19 protein-coding genes are annotated in these 23,448 nt (G+C 52.4%); 6 read left to right on the top strand and 13 right to left on the bottom strand.

The features are described 5' to 3' along the window. Positions 1 to 38: 38 nt before the first annotated feature. Both ABDW72_RS05355 and ABDW72_RS05350 read right to left on the bottom strand, forming a co-directional pair. The gene (locus ABDW72_RS05355) at positions 39 to 902 is read right to left on the bottom strand and encodes an LOG family protein (protein ID WP_347157428.1); all 864 of its coding nucleotides are present in this window, start codon (positions 900 to 902) and stop codon (positions 39 to 41) included. A 151-nt stretch (positions 903 to 1,053) separates the two neighbouring features. Then, positions 1,054 to 2,301, bottom strand: coding sequence for an ABC transporter permease (locus ABDW72_RS05350; protein WP_347157427.1), 1,248 nt, complete (start codon positions 2,299 to 2,301; stop codon positions 1,054 to 1,056). A gap of 189 nt (positions 2,302 to 2,490) precedes the next feature. Between ABDW72_RS05350 and queA the strand changes: the two genes are divergently transcribed. Next, positions 2,491 to 3,537, top strand: coding sequence for a tRNA preQ1(34) S-adenosylmethionine ribosyltransferase-isomerase QueA (queA, locus tag ABDW72_RS05345; RefSeq protein WP_347157426.1), 1,047 nt, complete (start codon positions 2,491 to 2,493; stop codon positions 3,535 to 3,537). 131 nt (positions 3,538 to 3,668) lie between these two features. Further along, positions 3,669 to 4,343 (top strand): 2-C-methyl-D-erythritol 4-phosphate cytidylyltransferase, encoded by a 675-nt coding sequence (locus ABDW72_RS05340; protein ID WP_347157425.1) that lies wholly within the window; start codon positions 3,669 to 3,671, stop codon positions 4,341 to 4,343. 140 nt (positions 4,344 to 4,483) lie between these two features. On the opposite strand, the gene ABDW72_RS05335 is transcribed toward ABDW72_RS05340, so the two are convergent. The 3 genes from ABDW72_RS05335 to ABDW72_RS05325 all read right to left on the bottom strand — a co-directional run bounded on the left by ABDW72_RS05335 (position 4,484) and on the right by ABDW72_RS05325 (position 7,204). Further along, positions 4,484 to 5,209, bottom strand: coding sequence for an ABC transporter ATP-binding protein (locus tag ABDW72_RS05335; protein ID WP_347157424.1), 726 nt, complete (start codon positions 5,207 to 5,209; stop codon positions 4,484 to 4,486). A gap of 98 nt (positions 5,210 to 5,307) precedes the next feature. Continuing rightward, positions 5,308 to 5,529, bottom strand: a complete 222-nt coding sequence (locus ABDW72_RS05330; RefSeq protein WP_007652164.1) for a DUF2795 domain-containing protein — start codon at positions 5,527 to 5,529, stop codon at positions 5,308 to 5,310. Between the two features lie 361 nt (positions 5,530 to 5,890). After that, positions 5,891 to 7,204 carry a DUF349 domain-containing protein gene (locus ABDW72_RS05325; protein WP_347157423.1) on the bottom strand — a complete coding sequence of 438 codons (1,314 nt, stop codon included), beginning with the start codon at positions 7,202 to 7,204 and terminating at the stop codon, positions 5,891 to 5,893. A 354-nt stretch (positions 7,205 to 7,558) separates the two neighbouring features. Between ABDW72_RS05325 and ettA the strand changes: the two genes are divergently transcribed. Continuing rightward, entirely contained in the window at positions 7,559 to 9,229 is a 1,671-nt protein-coding gene (ettA, locus tag ABDW72_RS05320; protein WP_347157422.1) for an energy-dependent translational throttle protein EttA, read from the top strand. A 509-nt stretch (positions 9,230 to 9,738) separates the two neighbouring features. Here the strand turns inward: ettA and ABDW72_RS05315 are convergent. Further along, positions 9,739 to 11,325, bottom strand: coding sequence for a serine hydrolase (locus ABDW72_RS05315; protein ID WP_347157421.1), 1,587 nt, complete (start codon positions 11,323 to 11,325; stop codon positions 9,739 to 9,741). A 113-nt stretch (positions 11,326 to 11,438) separates the two neighbouring features. Here ABDW72_RS05315 and ABDW72_RS05310 point away from each other — a divergent pair, with 113 nt between their 5' ends. Together ABDW72_RS05310 and ABDW72_RS05305 are read left to right on the top strand one after the other, a co-directional pair. Then, positions 11,439 to 12,359 (top strand): ion channel, encoded by a 921-nt coding sequence (locus ABDW72_RS05310; RefSeq protein ID WP_347157420.1) that lies wholly within the window; start codon positions 11,439 to 11,441, stop codon positions 12,357 to 12,359. A gap of 2 nt (positions 12,360 to 12,361) precedes the next feature. Beyond that, entirely contained in the window at positions 12,362 to 13,363 is a 1,002-nt protein-coding gene (locus ABDW72_RS05305) for a GNAT family N-acetyltransferase (RefSeq protein ID WP_347157419.1), read from the top strand. A 2-nt stretch (positions 13,364 to 13,365) separates the two neighbouring features. On the opposite strand, the gene ABDW72_RS05300 is transcribed toward ABDW72_RS05305, so the two are convergent. Next, positions 13,366 to 14,340 (bottom strand): zinc dependent phospholipase C family protein, encoded by a 975-nt coding sequence (locus ABDW72_RS05300; protein WP_347157418.1) that lies wholly within the window; start codon positions 14,338 to 14,340, stop codon positions 13,366 to 13,368. Between the two features lie 251 nt (positions 14,341 to 14,591). Between ABDW72_RS05300 and ABDW72_RS05295 the strand changes: the two genes are divergently transcribed. Continuing rightward, positions 14,592 to 15,809, top strand: a complete 1,218-nt coding sequence (locus ABDW72_RS05295; protein ID WP_347157417.1) for a hypothetical protein — start codon at positions 14,592 to 14,594, stop codon at positions 15,807 to 15,809. 161 nt (positions 15,810 to 15,970) lie between these two features. Here ABDW72_RS05295 and def read toward each other — a convergent pair whose 3' ends face one another. The 6 genes from def to ABDW72_RS05265 all read right to left on the bottom strand — a co-directional run bounded on the left by def (position 15,971) and on the right by ABDW72_RS05265 (position 23,304). Next, on the bottom strand, positions 15,971 to 16,540 hold the full coding sequence (def, locus tag ABDW72_RS05290) for a peptide deformylase (protein WP_347157416.1): 570 nt from the start codon (positions 16,538 to 16,540) through the stop codon (positions 15,971 to 15,973). Then, positions 16,537 to 16,953, bottom strand: a complete 417-nt coding sequence (gene ruvX, locus ABDW72_RS05285; protein ID WP_347157415.1) for a Holliday junction resolvase RuvX — start codon at positions 16,951 to 16,953, stop codon at positions 16,537 to 16,539. The genes def and ruvX overlap by 4 nt, the downstream gene beginning before the upstream one ends. A gap of 203 nt (positions 16,954 to 17,156) precedes the next feature. Continuing rightward, a complete protein-coding gene (locus ABDW72_RS05280) occupies positions 17,157 to 19,583 on the bottom strand; it encodes a TonB-dependent receptor domain-containing protein (protein WP_347157414.1) in 2,427 nt (808 codons plus the stop codon). Between the two features lie 8 nt (positions 19,584 to 19,591). Next, the gene (locus tag ABDW72_RS05275; protein WP_347157413.1) at positions 19,592 to 20,965 is read right to left on the bottom strand and encodes an HTTM domain-containing protein; all 1,374 of its coding nucleotides are present in this window, start codon (positions 20,963 to 20,965) and stop codon (positions 19,592 to 19,594) included. Positions 20,966 to 20,998: 33 nt separating this feature from the next. Then, the gene (locus ABDW72_RS05270) at positions 20,999 to 22,117 is read right to left on the bottom strand and encodes an imelysin family protein (RefSeq protein ID WP_347157412.1); all 1,119 of its coding nucleotides are present in this window, start codon (positions 22,115 to 22,117) and stop codon (positions 20,999 to 21,001) included. A gap of 83 nt (positions 22,118 to 22,200) precedes the next feature. Beyond that, positions 22,201 to 23,304, bottom strand: a complete 1,104-nt coding sequence (locus ABDW72_RS05265) for a DUF4856 domain-containing protein (protein WP_347157411.1) — start codon at positions 23,302 to 23,304, stop codon at positions 22,201 to 22,203. Between the last annotated feature and the right edge of the window lie 144 nt (positions 23,305 to 23,448).

Below are 23,448 nucleotides of genomic sequence, written 5' to 3'. Positions count from 1 at the left end.
CTGCTTTTTTAAAGTATAAGATTGGCTGAAGTATAGCCTTAGAAGTTTGGCGACAGCAGGTATTTGCTGTAGAAGTCGTCGATGATCTTCACGGCTTCAGTGGCGTCGTCTACGATGTGCACCAGGTCCAGGTCTTCGGGGCTGATGTTGTTTTCAGTGTGCAGCATTACCTCCTCGATCCACTTAAACAGGCCTTCCCAGTAAGAGCGACCCACCAGCACGATCGGGAAAGCACCGATCTTTTTGGTCTGGATAAGGGTAATGGCCTCAAACAGCTCATCGAGCGTGCCAAAGCCACCGGGCATGCCGATGAAGCCCTGCGAGTATTTCACAAACATCACCTTGCGCACAAAAAAGTAGTCGAAGTTGATGAGTTTGTCAGAGTCGATGTAAATGTTGTTGAACTGCTCAAACGGCAGTTGGATGTTCAGGCCTACCGATTTACCCCCTTCGGAGTGAGCACCTTTGTTACCGGCCTCCATAATGCCCGGTCCACCCCCGGTAATCACCCCATAGCCATGGCGCACCAGCTTGGCGGCAATTTCCTCGGCCATGATAAAATACTTGTTGTCGGATTTGGTGCGAGCTGAACCAAAAATAGAGACGCAGGGGCCAATTTTGGCCAGCTTCTCAAACCCATCCACAAACTCGGCCATCACCCGGAAGATCTGCCATGAGTCGGCAATTTTGATCTCGTTCCAGTCTTTGTCTACAAATGCCTGGCGAATTTTGCGGTCTTCTTCTGATGCCGGCGGTGCGGTCGATTGCCCGCTTTCGCGGAGGTCTGTTACAGAACGGGCTTTGTTTTCATTTACATTAGGCTTTAAGATCGTCTGCCCACTGCCTGTGTCCACCGTTTCCTCGTGTAGTTTTGTTTTGCTTGTCTTTCTAAGCTTTGTCATAATTCTTCTTCTTCATCTTCTGCAGGGGCTTGGTGCCGCCTGTGCGCCTGTTTTTCTGATGCGCATCCTCATACAATTAAAAGCACCCTAAGGTCGTGAGGTGCGCCTACGGGTGCTACAGGTATTCGATAGCTGTTGGGTGTAAATATATCTATTTGGAGCGGATTGCAATAACCGGATCTAGATTTGACGCTAAAACAGCCGGAATGATACCCGAAAGCATTCCTATCACGGCCGATACGCCGAAGCCCAGGATTATGTTGCTCATCGAGAGGACCACCTTCATCATATCTTGCGGAATCAGGGTGAGCAGAAAAACGAGCAGGATGCCAATGCCACCGCCTAAAACGCTCAGGAACACCGCTTCAAACAGAAACTGGAAAAGTATAAAATAATTTTTAGCGCCGAGCGATTTCTGGATACCAATGATGTTGGTGCGCTCTTTTACGGACACAAACATGATGTTGGCAATGCCAAAGCCGCCCACCAGCAGCGCCAGTCCGCCAATACACCAGCCGGCCACACCCACAACATCAAAAAAGCCGGATACTGCCTGTGTCGCCATTTCCGGCCGGTTCATAGCAAACGTATCTTCATCGCGTGGACGCAGGCCCCGGATGTTGCGCATAATGCCGCGTACCTCATACTCCAGTTCCAGCAGGCCGACGTCTGTTTCGCGCCCTTTCACGGCAATGGTTGAGCCAATGCCATTGGGGCCTACGTCGTAGATCTTGCTGAAAGCTCCATACGGGATAATGCCTTCTTTGTCGTAGTCTGAAAACCCGAAAATATTTTCGCCTTGCTTCTCCAGAATGCCGATTACCCGGAATTTCTGGCCGCCTGCTTTTACCTCCTGCCCGATAGGAGAGCTGAACGGGAAGAGCGACTTGGCAATTTCATCACCCAGGATAATGACGTTGCGGGCGGCATCGGTTTCCTGCGGAGAAAAATAACGTCCCTGCGCAAGCGGAACGTCCATTACTTTGTTATAGTTAAAGCTTACGCCGGAAAGCGTGGCATCGGAGTAGCTGTTGTTGCGGTGTTTGTATGTGAGGCCACCCTCGCTGGCCATAATGGTGACGCCCGCATCGTTGGTGAGGTGGCGGTCCAGTTGGCGGAACTCACGGATGGTAGGCTCCGGCCGTTGGAAATACTTCCACCACGGATAGCTGCCGCCAAAGGCCCACGGCCACTTCTGCACATAAATAACATTGTTGCCCATAAAGCTCATGCTGTCGCGCACGTTGCGCTCCAGCGAGTCGACGAGCGTAAATACAGAGATGATCGCAAAAATGCCTATCGTAACGCCCAGCAACGACAGAATGGTACGGAAAACATTAGCTCTGAGCGCCTGCCAGGCAAAGCGGAAACTCTCAGCTATTAGTCGCAGGTATATCATAGTTTCTCTTAGTAGGGAATTAAGCCGGCATCAAAGTAATTTGCTTAAATGTAAGAATAATTCAGGCAAAATAAGTAAATTTGCGGCTTGTTTTTGCGGGTGCGAGCCAACAGTAATCTACGTATTTTACCGGTAATCGCACCACTGCTACCATGCCCCTTACGTATTAAATACCGTAATATTTAATTTATGAAGTTATCCGAATTTAAATTTGACCTCCCTGAAGATCTTTTAGCCACCCATCCTTCTGAAAACCGCGACGAATCGCGTATGATGGTAGTGCACCGCGACAGCGGCAAGATCGAGCACCGCATTTTCAAAGATATACTGGAGTATTTTGACGATGGCGATGTAATGGTGGTGAACGATACCAAAGTGTTTCCGGCCCGCCTCTATGGCAACAAAGAGAAAACTGGTGCCAAGATTGAGGTTTTTCTGCTGCGCGAGCTTAACAAAGACATTCACTTGTGGGATGTGCTGGTAGACCCGGCCCGTAAAATACGTGTAGGCAACAAGCTATATTTTGGTGAGAGCGACCTGGTGGCTGAGGTAATCGATAATACTACTTCCCGGGGTCGTACCATCAAGTTCCTGTTCGATGGTCCGGACGAGGAGTTCTACAAAACAATTAACGACCTGGGCGAAACACCGCTTCCGAAGTATATTAAACGCGAGGCGGAGCCTGCTGACAGAGAGCGTTACCAGACCGTGTATGCGAAGAACGTTGGTGCTGTAGCTGCTCCTACCGCCGGTCTGCACTTTACCAAAGAGGTGCTGAAGCGACTGGAAATTAAAGGAGTGGATGTAACCCCGCTGACGCTGCACGTAGGCCTGGGCACTTTCCGCCCGGTAGATGTGGAAGACCTGACCAAACATAAAATGGACTCTGAGAACTTTATGGTGCCCAGTGCTACTGCCGAAATGGTGAACAAAGCACTAGACAACAAAAAGCGCGTGTGTGCCATTGGCACAACCTCTATGCGTGCCCTGGAGTCGTCGGTATCGGCTAACAGCCGCCTGAAGCCAAACGAAGGCTGGACAGACCGTTTCATCTTTCCGCCCTACGACTTTAAAATTGCCAACAGCCTGATCACGAACTTCCATATGCCGGAGAGCACGCTGCTGATGATGGCTGCTGCTTTTGGCGGGTATGACCTAATCATGAAAGCTTACGAAGAGGCCGTAAAAGAGAAATACCGCTTCTTCAGTTACGGCGACGTGATGCTGATCCTGTAAAGTATAGATTACCTAAAAGTATAAAGCCCCGGCCATGACAAGCCGGGGCTTTTTTATGCGCTACCTGGCTCCCAACGCTTTCACTTTCTAACTCCTACACGCTCTCACTCAAAACGCTTATCTTTGCCGCTATGGATCAACTCCCGGAATATGCCATTATTGTGGCGGGTGGCAGCGGCAGCCGCATGCAGTACTTGCTGCCCAAGCAGTTTATAGAGGTGGCCGGCAAGCCCATCCTGATGCATACGATTGAGCGCTTTTATACTTACAACCCACAGGTGCGGCTGGTAGTAGTATTGCCCGAACAGCAGCTGAGCACTTGGCGCGCACTCTGCCACAAGTATAACTTCAGGCTGTTTCATATGGTGGTGCCGGGTGGTAGTACCCGCTTTGGCTCTGTGAAAAATGGCCTTGATGCCGTGCAGGGTGAGGCGTTGGTAGCAGTGCACGATGGCGTACGCCCCTTTATCGATACCACTATCATAAAAACAACGTATGCGGCGGCGGCGGCATATGGCAGCGCTGTAGTGGCGGTGTTGCCCAAAGACTCTATCCGGGAGCTGACGCCGGAGGGAAGCCGTGCTGTGCCGCGCGACAAGTATAAACTGGTGCAAACGCCGCAATGCTTTCGCGCAAGTATACTTCGCCAGGCCTATCAACAGCCGGAGCAGGCCCACTTTACCGATGATGCCTCAGTAGTGGAAAGTATTGGGGAAAAGATCGTGCTGGTGGAAGGCAGCTACCGCAATATCAAGATCACCACACCAGAGGACCTTATACTTGCCGAAGCCTTTGCCAGGAAATAAGTATAAACCGTAATCGCAAGCAAACTGCAAAGCCCTCATAGCGTCTGTCGCTCAAGGTGCGTAACCAGTCAGCATCTGTTCCGACCTTTCTGTTTTGCTGAATTCTCCCGTGTCTTTCGTCTTTTATCCTATGCTTATACTTAAAGAACCGGCTGCCGGCCTGCTTCCAGGTAAGCTTGGTTCTGCTGCACAGTTTCAGGCGATATGACTTCCAGCGTCGGGTTTGGTTTGGAGAGGTTGAGCAGGTAGCCCTGCATGTCTATCAGGTTTGGCAGGTCGTGGGTGATGCATAATACCGTTTTACCCAGGTGCTGTACCCAGTCCTGTAGCAGGCGAAATACCTTGTTTTTATAGTATACATCCAGCTGTTGGGTAGGTTCATCCAACAGGCAGATGCCAGCATCCTGCAGGATCAGTTGCGCCAGCCACACGAGCTGCTGCTCGCCCCCGGAGAGGGTAGTAAAGTCATGGTTTGCCAGGTGCGAAAGCTGCAGTTGTGCCAGTATCCGGGCGACCAAGGCATAATCGGCCGTAGCATAGTTCTCGAAAAAACGCTTCTTGCGGAACAGCCCCATCACTACCAGATCCCGCACACTGATCGGAAAGTTGATCGCATTTTTCTGAGGAAGGTAGCCGAATAGCCCCTGTTCGGCCGGGTGAGACAAATGCCGGAGGTCTTTGCCCTGCACCAGCAATTGCCCCTGGTAAGCTATCTTTTGCTGAAAAGCTTTGAACAGCGTGGTTTTCCCTGCACCGTTGTGGCCGATTACAGCCACAAAGGCCGGAGCAGGTACAGAAAAAGAAAGGTTGCGAATCAGGACGCGCTGTCCATAACCCGCAACCAAATGCTTTGCCTCAAGAATCAAGCTTTGCTCAATTATGAATTACAAATTATGAGTTATGAATAACAGACACTAGCAGGGTATACCATGTATGCTTCGTACTTCACAATTTACAATTGCTGTTAGTACTCGTCTTCGTTAAACATGAAGTCTTCTTTGGTCGGATAGTCCGGCCAGATCTCTTCGATGTTCTCATACGGCTGACCGTCGTCTTCCAGCGCTTGCAGGTTCTCTACCACTTCCATAGGTGCGCCAGAGCGGATAGAGTAGTCAATCAGCTCATCTTTTGTGGCTGGCCAAGGTGCATCCTCCAGATATGAAGCTAATTCCAGTGTCCAATACATAATATTTCTCCTTTAATAATTTGATGGCTTAAAAAAATAGTTTGCAAAAGTATAAATAAAAAGAAGAACAAAAATTTAAAGCATAAAATAATTGCTTTTTTGTCCGTTTTTAACAACACAACGCAAACAATTCAGAAATGTTCAAAAAGCTGGTAAGTTATTTTACGGCTATAACAACAGCTACAGGAAGCGTGCCAAATACATAAAAAAGCGCCTGTTACAGCTGTAACAGGCGCTTTTTTATGTATAAAAGGTATTTTGAGCTTTGTTAACAGTACTCCTGTTTTGTTGGCGCGCCGGAGTAGGTTGCCTGCTAAAGCAAGTATAATTTTTTTCCGGAGCGGGAGCTACAACCGTGCGGCTATTTGCTGATAGCGCTTAATTGCCCTTTGAAGAGCTCAATTAGCTCCTGCTTGGTATTTATCTTCCGGTTAAAGTTGCGGATCTTGCCTTGCAGCATGTTACGGAAAGTTTCGTTGCCCGGCGCATCACTCAGCTTGCCTAAGTTAGATTCCAGCACCTCCAACTCATTTTTATCAGACTTGATAAAATCGCGCAGGGCCGCAATGCGTGCCTGCAGGCCATCTGTTTCGTTCAGGTCTTCACCATTTACCTGCTGGCGCTTGCGAATGTAGTGCTCCAGGCTGCTTGTTTCAAACACTTTGTCGCAGGCTTTGATAAAGCGCTCCCAGATCATGTCGGATACGCTCTGGCTCACCGGGCCTACTTTTTTCCACTCAGCCTGCAGCTCTTTGGCACGTTTCACGGCATCGCCCAGGTTGTAGTGCTGCAGCAACTTCTCGGCCTCGCTTACCAGCTCTTTCTTACGCTCGTAGTTAGTTTCGTAGTATTTGTCGCGCGATTCGGTTTTCTCATTATTGATCTTCTGCTTCAGGCGCTCGAAAAAATGATTGTGCGCTTTGCGGAACTCCGTCCAGAGGCGGCTGGTGGTTTTGCGGGGCAAATTGCCACCCACTTCTTTCCATTGGTTCTGCAGTTGCTTCAGCTTGGCCGTGGTCACTTCCCATTCGTCCGAGTTCTGCAGCGCCACTGATTGCGCAATCAGGTCGCGGTACTTGTCGAAAGTGCGGTTAAGCATCTGCTTTTTATCCTCAAAGAAGTTTTTCTTGCGCTCAAAAAAGCGCTCTACGGCGGCTTTAAACCGCTCTTCCACTTCTTCAGTAAGTTCTTTTTCTACCGGCCCGGTCTTAATCCAGTTGGCACGCAGTTCCTTGAGCTTCTCAGTGGTCTCTTTCCAGTCGATGCTGTCCTGCAGCGCTTCTGCTTCCTGTGTCAGGGCAACTTTAATGCTGAGGTTCTTCTCACGGTTCTGCCGGATGGTTTCATTGATCTCTTCTTCAGCCTTGCTCAGCGTGTGATATACCTGCTCAAAGTTTCCAAGGGCGTCGTAGTTGCCTACCTGCTCTTTCATGTGCAGCACCTTCATCAGAAAGGAGCCCTTGTTCTCAGAGGTTGCGATGCGCTCCAGCAGGCCTTTAACCTTGTCCTGAAACATCTCGAAACGCTTTGCAAAGTAAACCAGCGAATCCTCCTCTGACTCTTTTACATCACCTACCTGGCGGGCAGGGTAATTCATAAAGGGTTTTAGCCACACCTGCTGGTCCTGAATGAAGCCATAGGTTCTGGCTTCTTCCAATAGATCGTTGTTTTCCATTTATTGGATGGGTTATGGGTCGTAAATGTAGGTATGGCGGTAAATTAAACTAACGTTAGCATACGCAGGTGGTACCTGCCGCGTTGGCCATGCCCGGCGAGGGGCAGGAGGTTGAACGGCAAGGGCAGTAAGCTGGTGCTTCAATCAGTTGGTAACGGCTTTCCCTACTACAGTTTTTTACAAGTTTAATGATTTCAAAGCAATTTTGTGAAGCGAAAATGCATGAATTTTTGCGATATTTGTATTTCCTTACAAAATAATAATCAGCAGGATAGCTATTCAGGGAGCAGGTGCTGTAGCAAGCCCACGCCTGCCGGCTACCCGATATGTTGACAGAACACGATAAATTATAGCATGAGCAACGAGACAATTATCTTTTCAATGGCTGGCGTAAGCAAGATCTACCCGCCACAAAAGCAAGTTCTAAAAAACATTTACCTGTCGTTTTTTTACGGCGCTAAAATCGGCGTGCTGGGCCTAAACGGTTCCGGTAAGTCCAGCCTGCTCAAGATCATAGCGGGTGTAGACAAGGAGTTTCTGGGCGAAGTAGTATGGTCGCCGGGCTATACAGTGGGCTACCTGGAGCAGGAGCCGCAGCTGGACCCAACCAAAACCGTGCGCGAAGTGGTGGAGGAGGGCGTAAGCGAAGTAGTGGCCCTGCTGCGCGAGTTCGACGAGATCAACATGAAGTTCGCCGAAGAGATGACGGACGACGAAATGAATAAGCTCATCGAGCGCCAGGGCGAAGTACAGGAAAAGCTGGACCAGCACAATGCCTGGGAACTGGACAACCGCCTGGAGCGTGCCATGGATGCGCTGCGCACGCCGCCGGAGGACGCCATCGTTGGCAACTTGTCGGGTGGTGAGAAGCGCCGCGTGGCCTTGTGCCGCCTGCTGTTGCAGGAGCCCGATGTGTTGCTGCTCGACGAACCAACCAACCACCTGGACGCTGAATCGGTGGACTGGCTGGAGCAGCACCTGCAGCAATACAAAGGCACGGTGATCGCCGTAACCCACGACCGTTATTTCCTGGATAATGTGGCCGGTTGGATTCTGGAACTGGACCGTGGCGAAGGCATTCCGTGGAAAGGCAACTATAGCAGCTGGCTGGAGCAGAAATCAGATCGCCTGGCCAAAGAGGAGAAGACAGAGAGCAAGCGCCAGAAAACCCTGCAGCGCGAACTGGAGTGGGTGAAGATGGCCCCCAAAGCCCGCCACGCCAAATCGAAGGCCCGCATCAGCCAGTATGATAAACTGGCTGGAGAAGAAGCCTCTCAGAAAGAAGCCAAGTTGGAGCTGTTCATACCAGATGGCCCGCGCTTGGGTGCTCAGGTAATTGAGGTAAACCATGTAAGCAAAGCCTATGGCGATAAACTGTTGTTTGAAGACTTGAACTTTGCCTTACCGCAGGGCGGCATAGTAGGCATCATCGGTCCGAACGGCGCCGGTAAAACGACTTTGTTTAAGCTGATCACTGGCCAGGAGAAACCGGATAACGGCGACTTTACCGTTGGCTCTACCGTGCAGATCTCCTACGTAGACCAGGAGCACGCGCAACTGGAGCCTAACAAATCGGTTTTTGAAGTGATCTCGGGCGGCACCGAGCACATGATGATGGCAGGCCGCCAGGTCGTGTCGCGGGCTTACGTGAGCAAGTTCAACTTTTCGGGTGGCGACCAGGAGAAGAAAGTAGAGAAGCTATCCGGAGGGGAGCGCAACCGTGTGCACCTGGCCATGACGCTGAAAGAAGGTGGTAACCTGCTGCTGCTCGACGAACCGACCAACGACCTGGATGTGAACGCCATCCGGGCGCTGGAAGATGCGCTGGAGAACTTTGCCGGTTGTGCCGTGATCATCTCGCACGACCGCTGGTTTCTGGACCGTATCTGCACGCATATCCTCGCCTTTGAGGGCGATTCGCAGGTATACTGGTTTGAGGGCAACTATTCGGAGTATGAGGAGAACAAGAAGAAGCGCCTGGGTGATGCCGAGCCGAAGCGCATCCGGTATAAAAAGCTGGTTTAGACTTTTATAAGAAGTGCCCGCGCAGGGCAGCTGTATGTTTACGGCTAGCAAGTATAAAAAGGCCGCTGCAATACTATTGCAGCGGCCTTTTTTCGTTTCGGTACTCTCCTGCCCTGAGCTGCATCAATAAGTATAAATTATACTATAAAGCGCAGTAGAATGGGCATGAACCCGGCAAATAGGATTGTATAAAAAAGGACTTTTTTGATATAGTAAAAGTTCTTTACTTATTCATGGCCCAACCTTTATTAGCCTCGTATAACATATAAGAAGCTTATTACTAGTAGATTATATGTTTAACTTAAATGGATTGGCTATGAGAAAATTCTATTCAAACAGCGATCAGGTTGCTTACTGGATCATTGCTGCCTACCTGACAGCAATTGGTACCATTGCTTTAATAGCAGCCTAACTATTCTTTATTCGTTCAACCATAAAAAAGGCTGTACCTACCTCGTACAGCCTTTCCTATTTGCAATAGGCTTGCGGTGCGGCAGCGTAAGTGCAGGCTACTCTTGTGCTACTTTTTCAAACTGCAGCTCATAAAAATGGAGATCCGGGTTGTCAGAATCCAGACGCATACTGGCAATGCCTCCATCCGCTCCTGTCAGAAAACGCACATTGGTTGGGTGCAGCAGGGCATACTTGTTCTTCCAGTTCAGGTTAAAAATGTCGTGTTGCCAGTAAGTAAGAGTGCCGCCCAGCGTAGGGGCCGGTACCAGTTGCAGTTCCAGGGTGTTGCCTTTCAGTGTAACCGTGGCGTCGCCGTAAAGCTGGCTGTGGTAAGTGCCGGCATAGTCGGCAAGAGCGTGCGTTGGCTGTTCTTTTCGTTTTTTCTTCTCTTTTGGCGCTTTCGCCAGTGCCGCTTCCTCCGCTTTTTTGCTCTCCGCGGCTGCATCCAGGTAAAACTGGCTCCAGTCGCGGCCGTTCTGAATGCCTAAAAACTGATCAACCGTATAGTTGGCAACCGGTGTCATGATGCTGCTCATGCTGTTGGTCAGGATCACGATGCCCAGGTGTTCTTCCGGTAGCAGTACGGTGCGGCTGTTCATGCCTTCGTGGCCGCCGCTATGATACACCATTTTATGCCCTTGGTAGTCGCTCAGGAACCAGCCCAGGCCCGTGCCGCTAAAGTGCGTCGACGGGATAGTTTCCTCGGCCTGCTTTGTTACCGGAAACGGGTTATGCAGGTTCCACATGGTCCGGCTTACGTCTTCGCTGAAGATGCGCTTGCCTTTGTACGTGCCCCGGTTCAGCTGCAGGCGCAGCCATTGGGCATCCTGGTTCACGCTGGTGAAGATGCCGGCAGCCGGGTTCCAGCTGTCCCAGGCGGTGAGCACGGTAGGGTACGGATTTCCGTTCTCGTCGAAGCCGTGTGGAGTGGTTACGTTGTCTACACCCTTCAGATCGTTTATGGAAGTATAGGTGCGGCTCATGCCCAGCGGCTGCAGGAAATGCGTCTTGATAAAGTTCTCCCAAGTGGTGCCAGAAACAGCCTCGATCACCTCGCCGGCTGTGATGAACATCAGGTTAGAGTAGCCGAAGCCGTCACGGAAGCCATATACTGGCTCCAGGTAACGCATGCGTTTTATAATTTCAGGGCGGCTGTAGGTGGTGTTGTACCAGAGCAGGTCGCCGGCAAACGTCCGGAAACCTACGCGGTGGCACAGCAGGTCTTCGATGGTGAGGTTTTCTGTAACGTAAGGGCTGTATAGTTGCAGGTAGGGCAGGTATTTCTGCACCGGATCGCTCCACTTCAGCTTGCCCTCATCCACCAGAATACCTAAGGCAGCGGCCGTATAAGCTTTCGTGTTGGAGGCGATGCCAAACAGCGTGTTGGCATCTACAGCGCCGCCTATTTTGCTGTTCTTTACGCCGTATCCTTTCGCGAAGATAACGGAGTCATCCTTCACAATGGCGATGGCCATGCCAGGTACATTCCAGTCTTTTAAGGTTTTCTGGTAATAAGCGTCCAGCTGTTGCAGATCGGCAGTGGGTTTTGCCTGTTGTGCATGCGCCTGTTGCTGCACCAGTAGCGCCAGCACCAGCAAGAGCAGCACCCGCAACCGGGCGAAAGGTATAGGATTGGTTATCATGTAAAGTTTAGTTATTTTGTGGTGTAGCAAGGTACTTAATTTTGGCTTGTCGGGGAAACTGCCTGCTACATTCTGCTATACTTGCACATCTTGTTATACTTACTACAGCTTTCATGAAAGGGCAGACCATTGACCCCGGTTTAGGGGAGAAGTATACCGGTAAAACAAAGCGCCTCATCAACAAAGACGGCTCTTTTAACATTCAGAAGTATGGGTTTAAAGCAGGCCTGAACGATGCCTATCAGCTGCTCACCGACATGCCTATCGGATGGCTGTTGCTCACGCTCACCGGCTTATACCTGCTCGTGAACTGTGCCTTTGCGCTCCTGTACCTGTGGTTCGGCATAGCGCACCTGGGCGAGCCGGATCGGAGTTTGCCTCCCTTTCTGCATGCTTTTTTCTTTAGCGTTCAAACCTTCACAACCGTGGGGTATGGTGTGCTGTCACCGCACGGGCTGGCGACCAACCTGGTGGTAACGGTAGAGGCGCTGACCGGCTGGATCGGGTTTGCAATCATAACCGGGTTGGTGTACAGGCGGTTTTCGCAGCCGGTAGCCCGTATCCTGTACAGTCGCAATGCCATTATTGCGCCGTACCAGGGTGGCTGGAGTTTGCAGTTCCGGATCGCCAACATGCGGCGTAATGTGCTGATGGAGATGGAGGCGCGGGTGATGCTGATCCTGCATGATACCCATACCTTTAACCGGCGGTACTATAACCTGAAATTGGAGCGCTCATCCATTTACCTGTTTCCCCTGAACTGGACCATTGTGCACCCCATTGATGAGGACAGCCCCTTGTACAACACCACGCCCGAGGGCCTGGCTGCGCAGGAAGCAGAGGTGCTTATCATGATCAAAGGATTTGATGAGACGTTTGCGCAGCAGGTGCGCTCCCGCTTCTCATATCGCTTTGATGAAGTAGAATGGAACGTCCGGTTCCGGCCTGCTTACCAGACCGATCCTGAGGGAGAAGTGATCCTGGACCTCGAGCGCCTGCATGAAACAGAGGCCGTAGAAGCTTCGCAACTGTAAGCATGCAGGTCCTCTACTTGGCGCAGCAGCACATCAACAGGTCCGAGTGGGATGCCCTGATCACCCGTTCGCCGCAGCGGCAGGTATACGCCCTGTCGTGGTACCTGGACATTGTAGCGACTACCTGGGATGCCATTGTAGCCATTGATGCACAAGGGAAGTATGCCGTGGTGATGCCTGTGCCCTGGCGAAAGAAACTGGGCATGCGCTACGTGCAACAACCGCTGTTCTGCCAGCAATTAGGTCTGTACAGCACGGCAGAAACTATCGAAGCAAACATTTACGAGCAGTTTCTGGCCGAGGTGCGCAGCCGGTTCAGGTATGTGGCCGGGTACCAGTTTAACACCGGAAACCAACTGCCTAAGCAAGCCGGTCGTGCCGATGTGGTGCTGAGCCAGACCTTTACTTTATACCTGGAGCTGAAGAAGGGCTATGAGCAACTCTATCAGGGCTATACCCGCGACCGCAAAATAAACCTGAAAAGAGCCCAAAGAGCGTTACTGCAGCTGCAGGAGAGTGATGATCCGGAGCCGGTAATCACGTTTTTCAAAGCAGAAACAGCAGATCGTATTTATGGCGGTGTGGCCGAAAAGGCTTATGATACGTTACGTTTGTTGTTTGCTGCCTTACAGGAGCGGGGGCTTGTGCGGCTGTTCTATACAGTAGATGCGGAAGGCCGTAAAAATGCTGGTTGTATGTTCATTATCTGGCAGGGCAGGATCGTGTACATCTATAATGCAGCAGCCGGCTATGGACGAAAGCTAAACGGCCGTACCTTACTATTGGATTTCGTTATTCGGGAGTATGCCGGGAGGGACTTTATCTTTGACTTTGAGAGTCCGGATGAACGGGAGCCCGACATTGTGCATTTCTACAGCAGCTTTGGGGCTGAACCTGCTTCTATGGCTGTATTGCAGTACAATCATTTGCCCCGAAGTATAAAATGGCTACGTGCTGCACGCATGCGCCTGATCCGGAAAATGCGTGGGCTGCCGCACCCGTAAGCTTAACTGTCTCCTTCTTCCCGCGCTTTGTGCGGCCCTGTTTCATACTCCTTTTTCTCCATCTCCAGGCGCTGCAGTTCTTCGGCCGATAGCGGCTGTGTGATCTTGCTCAGGTCAGGCTGGCCGGCATCTACCCAGGCGGTGTACCAGTAGCTTGCCACAGCCAGGATGGCGCGCCGCATCTGGTGCTCTACCTGTCCGTTCAGCTTCCTGCTATAAGCCAGGGCAAAATCGCGGGAATATACGCGGGTGGTCATGTTGTTGCGCACTTCATAGCTATACTTCTTCCCTTCATCAAACTCCTGTGTCAGCTGTTTTTCTAAGTATAAAACGGAGTCCAGCGCCGTATGAGCGCTACCTACCAGTTCCCATGCTTTCAACTGCGGCTGCTCAATGTACTGCGCCTGCCCTACAAAGAAGTCATAGTTATCGGAGTATAGCTCTGGCAGCCGGGTTTCCCAAAAGGCGTGGATGCCCAGTTGCCCGGTTAGTTGCCCGTTATAGTTTTGCGTGGTATGCAGCGGCACACAGGCATCGGCCACATAATGCCCCATTTCAGTGGAGAGGCGCAGAATACGGTCCAGGTTGCGGTCTTTAAAAGCCTGCGTGAGCTGGTACTTCATCCGGTTAATCTGCCATGGCACAATGCCATAGGCCTGCAGGGTATCTTCGCTATACTTCGCCACCGCCTCTTGCCAGAAACGCGGCATCTTGTAAAGGGCGCTGTCGCCATACACGTCCAGGTCGATGTAATGTCGCGCGGCTTCATCTTCTACAGCATAGCGGCGGCGGTCGGGGTTCACGGCATTTTCAGTGATGTAGCGGAGGTGCTTTTTATAGAAGCCCACCATCTCAGGTGGCAAAGCAAACACGGCCAAGTGGTTGATGCGCTGGTGTGCAAAAAAGCCCCAGGTATAGCCATGGAGGGGCAGTAGCAGAAGAAAGAGCAGTAGGAAAACGAATTGCTTTCGGGCCATACCTGCTGCATACGAAAGTGAGATCGTAAATGGCTGAACCAATCTGCTCCTTAAGCACTGCCAATGTGATCAGGTTTGCTTCAAGGTCCTTCGCCGGAGGCCAGGAAAACAGGTCTCACCTGCATCATAATCTCTTCTGCTAAGCTGCATCTAGGCAGGCGATTAATTAAAATAAAGGACTTGCTGTTAAATAAAAATATTTTACATAAATATAGAAACATTTATATATATTATGATGTATAACGCTGATCATGACATCAACCTCGACCAATAAGAGGCTGCACCACTTCGACCTGCTGCGGCTTTTTTTAGTATTGCTGGCTTTAATGAGTCATTTTCTACTCTCGCAGCATGTAAGCAGACCGGGTTTGATAACTATTGTGATACGCTCGGCAACACCAGCACTGCTGATCATATTTGGTTTTATGATGGAGCATGTTTATGCCAGGCGCTGGGTAGTTAAGGGGCCGCGTGTGATACTGGAAAGAATGCTGGGCAGGGCGGTGCTGTGTTACCTGGCATTTGCGGCCATCGTGCTGGTAGTATTCCTGAACGGAGACATTCCTTTTACCAGGTTCCTGGGAAACATTCTCCTGCTAATGCCGGGGCACCCGCACGCCGACATTTTCAAATACTACGCGCTGCTGCTGCCGGCTACTTTTTTTCTGATGTGGGTGCGGTTTACGTTTGGCTGGAGACATAAGCTTTTCCTGGTGCTGCTATTAGTAGCCTTGGCCGAGACAGGCCAGTTTTTCATACATGTTATTCCCTCCCCCTTTCAATACTTAGGTAGTTTCTTCCTCGGTCTTAACGATACGGTAGGCCCTAGTATCATTCATTCGCTTGTACTGATTGTATTCGGAGAACTGGTGGCCAGCTATACTTCCGGCGGAAGTGCTCCGCTCCAGAAACAGGTATTGGTATGCATGGGCTTAATTTCCGTCGGGGCAGTTGTGCAAGAGATCGAAGGAGCGGGCTTATCTCACTTTATTATAGCTTTAGCCAGATATAACGGCTACAGGGCGCATAACAGCTACATCTATTATGCTTATGGCATCGTTACTTTTATGCTGTACGCAGCCTGTAGCTGGCTTGCCGTGCTTCGCTTTCCAAGCAGTCTGAAGCAGAAGATATCCTACTATGGTGGTAATACATTTATCATCTTCTTCTACGGCAATGTAATCGTTCTCCTGACGCCTGCTATCAGCCACAGTCTGCTTTCGCTGGCATTAGCGTGGGTCGCAACGGCAATTTTGTCCCTGGCCACTGTTAATGTCTTTGAATGGGCCGAACAGCGGTTTGTAGTGATACAGGTTTTTAACAACTGGCTTGGAGGAGCTGTGCATAGGGTCCTGCTATCCTCCCGTTCAGTGATATACCTGACAGGTGCTTTAAAACGGCAAAATGCAAAGGTGCAGCAACTGGTGCCGCAAGACGAGGAACCGGAAAAAGTACTTGTCAGCAACTAAGAGGTTTATACCGAAACGGCATGTAATTCTGCTTTGCTGATAGCCTTTTGTTTACATAAGTACAAGTTCGTTATACCTGTTTAGCAAAATTAAACCGCCTGCCACAATAGCTGTAGCAGGCGGTTTTTACATTAGTCAAGCATACTTGCCGATGTATGAGCTTATCGTCTTTTGGCCAGCGCCGGGAATTTCATTTTGTAGTCGGCGTCTACTTCGCCTTTGGTAATTTTGGCCAGCTTGTTTTTGATCAGGCGCTTCTTTAGGCCATTGAGGTGATCGGTAAACAGGATACCTTCCACATGGTCATACTCGTGCTGGATCACGCGGGCCGTCATGCCGTCATAGGTGTCCTCGTGCTCGTTCCACTCCTCATCCAGGTAGCGAATCACAATGCGCTCAGGGCGGTAGACCACCTCGCGCACGCCGGGAATGCTCAGGCAGCCTTCCTCAAAGCCCCACTCTTCTCCATCCTCTTCTACAATCTCGGGATTGATGAAAGCTTTCTTCACGCCTTTTCCTTTATCCTCGTCATCCATCATGGGCTCCGAGTCGATCACAAATAGGCGGATGCTTTTGCCGATCTGCGGCGCGGCCAGGCCAACGCCATGGGCATGGTACATGGTAGCAAACATGTCCTCCACCAACTCCTGTAGGTTGGGGTAGTCCTGCGGAATATCATCAGCTACTTCTTTTAGTACAGGGTCGCCAAAAGCGACAATTGGGTAAATCATATCGTTCTACTTTCTAAATACGACTGTAAAATAATGGCGGCACTCACGCGGTCCACGGTGCCTTTGTCCTGGCGGTCTTTCTTTTTCAGGCCACCTGTCAGCATGGCCTGTTGTGCCATTTTCGAGGTAAAGCGCTCGTCCACTGTATGCACCGGTATCTGCGGAAAGTCTTTCTGCAGCTTGCGTACAAATCCCACCACGTGTTGTGTAGAATCCGTTGCCTCGTTTTGCAGGTTGCGGGGCATGCCCACCACAAAGGCCTCTACCGGTTCGCGCTGCACATAGTCCTTCAGAAAGGAGAACACATCTTTGGCATGAACGGTTTCCAGCGGCGAGGCAATGAGCTGAAGTACGTCCGTGGCAGCAAGGCCTACACGCTTGTTTCCGTAATCCATTGCCAGTATTCTACCCATGTGCCCGAAGCTTTAAACTACAAAGGTATGTATTTTAGTTGTTCTTTGCTTGTATGTGATCTGGTGGATAGTACAAAAGCGTGCGTGCTCTTGTTTCCCCTACTTCCTGTTCATAGGCGCGATCGATCCAACAGGACCTACAGTTGCATCGCCTGTTCTTAAAACCGCGCAGGCAGGCCTGTGTTTACAGCGCCTTAGCCGCTCTACAACTTAAACTGCAATGTTACATAGTAGTTGCGGGCGTCTGAGGGGATGATGCCGGGACCGGGGTAGCCGACAGCACGGCGCGTGAAGTAGCGGTTGTCTGTCAGGTTGCTGATGCCTGTTTCCACAGTGAAGTGCTTATACGTGTAGCTGCCCGAGAGGTCCATCACCCAGTAAGCGGGTATCTCGCCTACCACCGCTGAGGGATCGAACGTAGCGGCATTGTCTTCACTGTTCTGGGCATCGGTGTATTGCCTGGCCGTATACGAATACTGGTACGCCAGTTTCAGGTTGCGGCGCTTAAATGAGAGGCCCAATTTGGCAATAACTGGCGGCGCCAGCTCTACCTGGTTGCCGTCGGTGGCTTTGTCGGGGCTGCTATACTTAGTGTTGACCAGTGTGATGTTGGAGAAGGCGGAGAGGCTGGTCGGGTGGTTCGGGCAATCGTATAGCTTCAGCAGGTCGGCCTCCACAAAAGTTTCCAGGCCAATGTTGCGCGAGTCGCCCACATTGGTGCGGATCCGGTTGGTGGTGCCCGGTATATTCTTAAAGTTGATACGGTTTTGGTAGGCCAGGTAAAACAGACTGGCATCATACGTCACCATGCCGCTGATATTCCCCCGGAAACCCAGGTCGGCGCTGTAGCCGCTTTCGTCCTGCAGGTGCTGATCTACGAACTGGTTTGGATTGATGATGCGCATGTCGTTGAAGTTGATGGCCCGGTAGTTCTGCGAAAAGTTGCCGTACACCTCCAGCTGCTCGCTGGGTTTGTAGCTCAGGCCCAGGCCCAGCAGCAGCACATTGCGGGAGTTGCTGCGGGCCTCGGGCACGGTTTCATCGCGAATCACGTTGCCGGCCTGGTCGGTTACCTGGTCCTGGTAGCTGCCATCGGCATTGGTGTTGATCCACTCGTAGCGCAGGCCCGGGGTTATACTTAGCCGGGGCGTAAGGTTAAAGATGTTCTCGGCAAACAGCGCCACGTTGCGGCTTAGGTAATCATAGTCGGAGGTGCTGGGGCCGCCGGATTCGGAGTAAAACTTAAAATCAGCACCAGAAGCCGCAGAGCCATTTCCCTGCTTCTGATCTGTAAAACCGTGGTAGTAGCGGGCGCCCACCAGCAGCGTAGAGAAGGTGTTGAGGAAGTCGTAACGGTGGATGAGGCGCGTTTCGTTGCCGAAGTTATGGAACTGGTCCTGCAGCAGCGTCCGCGGAGCCGTCAGGTCATCAGGGCGGTTGATTTTGCCCATGTAGCCCAGGGCGTCGCGCTCGGCCAGCAGGCCAAAGTTGCGGACGTTCAGCTTGGTGCGCTCGCTCAGGCGGTAGTCCAGCTGCAGGGCCATCAGGTTCCACCTCACGCTAAACCAGTTGCGGTCGCGCACCGACTGCCGCGCGTTCTGGGCAAAGGCGGTTGCGTCCAGGCCACCCGGCTGTTGCGCCAGGTAGTCCATAAAGGTATAATCGAAGCTGATCCTGAGGTTTTCAGAAGGGCTATACTTAAGTGATCCAAACGCGGTATGCGCATCAAAGCCGGAATTTTCGCGCCAGCCATCGCCGCGCTTGTACTGGTAAAAGCCGTAGTAATTCAGCTTTCCGGCTGTGCCACCTACACTGTTGAACGAGTTGAAAAGGCCCCAGGAACCGGCTGTCTGGCGGGTAGTCAGCTCAAACGGCTTGTCTTTTGGTCCTTCTTTCATCACAAAGTTGATCATGCCGCCAAACTGCGTGCCATACTGCAGCGAAGCCGCACCCCGCACTACCTCAATCCGGTCGAGGGCTTCGGTGGGCGGCGTATAGTAGCTTTCCGGGTAGCCGAGGGCATCGGCGCTGATGTCGTAGCCGTTCTGGCGGGTGTTAAAGTTGGAGGTGCGGTTGGGGCTGAGGCCGCGGCCGCCAATGCCGAGCTGCAGACCCGCGCCATCGCTTTCCCAGATGTTGAGGCCGGCTACCTTCGCAAACACCTGGCGGCTGTTGTTGGTGGCTTTGTTGGCTGTGATCTCGCTCAGCACCACTACCTCACTTTTCTTGGCTTCGTAAATGGCGGTGCCTTCCACGGCGTTCAGGTGGCCGATGCCCAGCGTTTTCTCCCGTTCCCCTTTCACGTTTACCTCGCGCAGTGTTCCCTCCAAGGGCTTCAGTATGAAGTTAAGGACCACATCGCTGCTGCCGATCATGACCTGCTGCGTCTGGCTCCCTAGGCCGGGGCTATAGGCGGTGAGGGTATAGGTGCCGGCGGCGAGGTTATTTAACTGGTAGGCACCCTGGCTGTTGGTTTTGGCGATGGTGCCCGTGTTGGTGAGCAGCACCTCGGCCTGTGCCAAAGGCTGCCCGTTGCCGGCGCTGGTCACGTTGCCGGAAATTGAAAAAGACTGTGCCAGGGCTGTCAGGCAGCTGCAAAGCACAAGAAAGGAGGTAAGCGCTACACGCATGTTCGGTGTTAATTTGAGCCGGCCATCTGCTGTGGCGGCGTAACGTCATCAAAAGGTAAGATCCAGGTTTTGGGCAAAAAGCTCTCGTGCTCGGCTGCCAGGTTCACGGTGGGGTCGAGCAGCAGGCGGCTGCCCCGGCCGTTCATGCTCACGTATACTTCGGCCCGCACCTGCGCCCCGGGCATGCCGCGGCGGGCAAATTCCTCCTGCAACAGGTGGGCAAACTGCAACAGCATGTCGGGCTGCGTGGCCATCTGCTTTTCCTGGTTCAGGGTCAGGTATTCTTTGTTGTTGATCTCGATCTCGTAGCCGGTGCGCGGGTCCCGCACATAAAAGAAAGCCGTGCCGGTTTTTTCCATCAGCATCACCCGCCACGAGAAGCGGTAGCCCTGCTCGGTCCAGAACAGCTTGCCGGGGTAGAGCAGAAAGCGCCAGGGCACCAGCACCTGCACCACCAGGTACAGCGCCAGCAAGTATAAAAGCACCGGCTGACCTGCAACCGCCGCGGTTCGCTGCAGCACAGGCTGCGGCACCTGGGCAATGGCTCTGCCCCAGCGCAACAGCGTTTCATGAAACTGCGGAGAGAAGAAAACCAGCGTGCTGACAATCATGATGTAGGGGAACATGCCGATGGGGAACAGCACCGCCGTGAGCACATGAAACACGATCACGGTGAGGTAGGCTAGCCACCGGCTCCGGCGCCAGCTCAGAAAAAACGGAATGGTGAGGTCGTAGAGGGCGCCGAACCAGCTAAACAGGTAGGCCACCCATACTTTGTCGAGCAGCGGCCCGATGAGGGGCAGGTGCGTGTGCGCCGGCAGCCAGTAGCGTAGCGGCATGGCCTCCAGCAGCCAGTCGGGGTTGAGCTTGGCCACGCCGGCATAGAAGTACACGAGTCCCAACTGCCCCTGAAAGATGAGCACGGTCCAGCGGGGCACCTGACTGGCCCACAGGTGCGGCTTGCGCAGCACGTCTACTGAGAAATGGCGGTTGGCCGGCACCAGCATCAGCAGGAAAGCCACCACGCTCACAAAGTAGTAATGGTTGAGGTAATTGGTCTTGTCGAGCAGCTCCACATACGTAAAGCTCAGGAAAAACAGCAGCGCCGACAAGCGGTAAAACAAGCCCAGCATCAGGCCCAGCGCCGCCAGTGCCATCAGGCTAAACACGGCATACATGCCCGCCTCGCCCAGGGGTTTTACCCATTCAAAGCCATAGTAGGGGAAGTATACTTTGGGCAGCACATACAGCTCTGTCACCCAGCCTTTGGCCATAAAGCGCAGTACGCTGGCCAGCATCATCCCGCCAAAAATAACGCGGAATACCGCCAGCGGCGCGGCAGACACGGGAGCAGAGAGGTAGGACTTCAGCTTGGAAGGCATTGTAAACGCATTTTTATACTTGCTGCGGCCAATTTAATCGCCGTCGTTGTCGGTGTAGGTGATGGTTACACCCAGGGCGGCCGGCATATCGGTTTTAGTGAGCACAATGAGCTTCTGCAGCTCGTCGTATACTTTGGTCACGGCCTGCGGTTGCGTGGTAACCGCCTCCGATAGCGGCCCCTGTACGGCATTGGCCGCGGCCAGGGCGGCATCGAACTGCGCCTCAATCGCCTCCGACAAAAGGGTGTTGTTATACTTGGCGCCCACGTGGTCCAGGTAATCGTCGAGGCCAGGGCCGTTGGTGCCGTTGGCGTGCTGGCCCATAAACACGGCTTTCTCGGCGCTGATGGCCCGCTTCAGCAGGTCCAGGGAAGTATGGCTGTAGTAGGCTTCCACCTTTTCGGGGTAGGCGCTGCCGGCGGTAAAGCGGCCGCTCGGGATGCCTACCTTGGCGCGTTTAGTCAAATCGATGTCGGAGTTGAGCTGGTTGACCAGGTTACCTACAGCGCTGCCAACAGCTGTGCCGGCTGCTTTCTGGAAGGTATCGGCATAGTTGCCGCTTGTCCAGCTGGTGTATACCGTCTCGGCTCTTTGCTTGATCAGCCCGGCCACGTCCTGCAGGTACTGCTTGCGGCTCTCCGCTTTGGCATCAGAAGTATAAAGCGTGATTACGTCGGCCTCGGTGGGCGAGCCGTACAGCAGGTAGTCCAGCGCCGGGAAGCCTTTGGCGTCCAGGTTCGCGGATGTCTGCAGGTCGTAGGTGCCCGTGGCGATGTTAGCCTCGATCTCTGAAGTGGAAGTTGGATAGATATTGAGGTTGTTACGCAGCAACTGCTCGTCAGCGGGGCCAAAGCTGTAGACACTCACATCCTGCCAGGCCTTGTAGGCGGCTACATAAGCCTGGCGGGCTGTTGCCAGGGTCGTAGCGGAAGGGCTTGCGGTAAATGCCGAGACCGCCGCCGTCAGCTCATCTGTCGTTGTTTTTAGCGCCTGGTAGCCTGGCACGATCAGGTTTTGAGAATAGTTTGCCAGCATGGCCTGCCGGTCGTATTCTGTTTGCGGACTGCCGTTGTCCTCCTTGTCGGAGCTGCAGCCAGCTAATGTGGCCAAGCACGTAAACACTGCAACGGTATAGGTTTTGTAAGCTTTCATAAAGTTGGTTTAATGCGAAAGGCAGCTGCCAGGGCCAAGGCCACAGCAGCTGCGCTTCTGGTTTATTTGCTTTGCTTCGTGGCCTACAGCTGCGCCTTGATGTTGTCCATCTGGTACGCAGTGCTCAGGATGTCAATGGCGGCGGCAACGTCGTCCGCGGTAGTGGTGTAGAAGTTATCGCCGAGCTTGGCCAGCACCTCGTTATACTTGGCCTCGGAGATCACGCGATCGCCTTTGTAGGCCAGGCTCAGCACAAAGCCTTTGCCCTCTGAGAGGTAGTGGCTTTTCTTGGCCTGGTCTGCTATATTCTCACGGGCTTCTTTCAGCTCCATGATGGCGGAGGCCACCGCCAGGCGCTCCCACTCTTGGCGCAGGGTGGCGGCAGCGGCGTCCTTAGCTTTCATGTCGTTGGCGTTGATGGCGGCGCGGCCTTTGATAAAGGCATCCATCATGGCTTTGTTGCTGCCCAGGGCGGCGTCTACCTCCGTGCTGTAGCCAGCCCAGTATAGAGCATTCGTGGTGTTAGCTGGGAAGTCGGTGGGGGCGCCAAAGTAACCGAACGCTTCGTCCCAGTGGTGCTGCATGGCCGTGCCTTCGCCCGGCGTTACGGTCTTGTTATCCACGGCAGCGCCAATTTCTTCTTCTGTCAGGTAATGGTCTACCGCCTGGTAGTATAAGATCGCGCCCATCAGCCCTTTTTTGATCAGCTGCGCCAGCTCTACCCCCTTGGCATCTACCAGGTATGTTCTAGACCCGTCAGCTGTGGTTAAAAGGCCGGCCGTGCCGTTGCTGGCCGGCGCGCCGGCAGACTGGCTGGCCAGGGCTACCGCATCAAAATAACCTTCGTACTGCGCCTGCGCCGTGGCAATTGTTTTATCTTTAAGCTGCTTGTCGGAGCTGTTCAGCGCGGCATCGGCAAAAGGAGCAGCCGTGTTGGCATACATGTTTTTGATCTTTTGGCCACTCAGCACTTCGCCGTTGTTGCCTGTTTTAATGTAGTCGTTCAACTCGTTGAGCATGTTCAGGCGTGTGGTCTGCCCGGCGTAATTCACGTTCTCAAACGTATAGGTCGTGGGTACCTCATAAGCGGGGGTAACGTCCTCTTTGTCGTCAGAGCAGGAGGTAAATGCAGCGAAGCAGGCGATGGCAATAGTAGCAAGTGTTCTATGTTTGAAGACGTGCAGCATAATTTGAGTAATCTTTATTTAGACTTATTATCAATAATGGGAGCAAAGCTAGGACAGAAAAGTTCCAGAGGCAAGCCTTATTTATAATTATTTTAAATAAGCATTCTAAGCATAAGGTTACCTGTTAGATTTAGCTGCAACTTT

The sequence above is a fragment of the Pontibacter chitinilyticus genome, assembly GCF_039748935.1.
In the GTDB taxonomy this organism is placed as follows: Bacteria; Bacteroidota; Bacteroidia; order Cytophagales; family Hymenobacteraceae; genus Pontibacter; species Pontibacter chitinilyticus.
The sequence above is the reverse complement of the archived record's forward strand: the minus strand, read 5'-3'. Positions and strand labels throughout refer to the sequence as shown.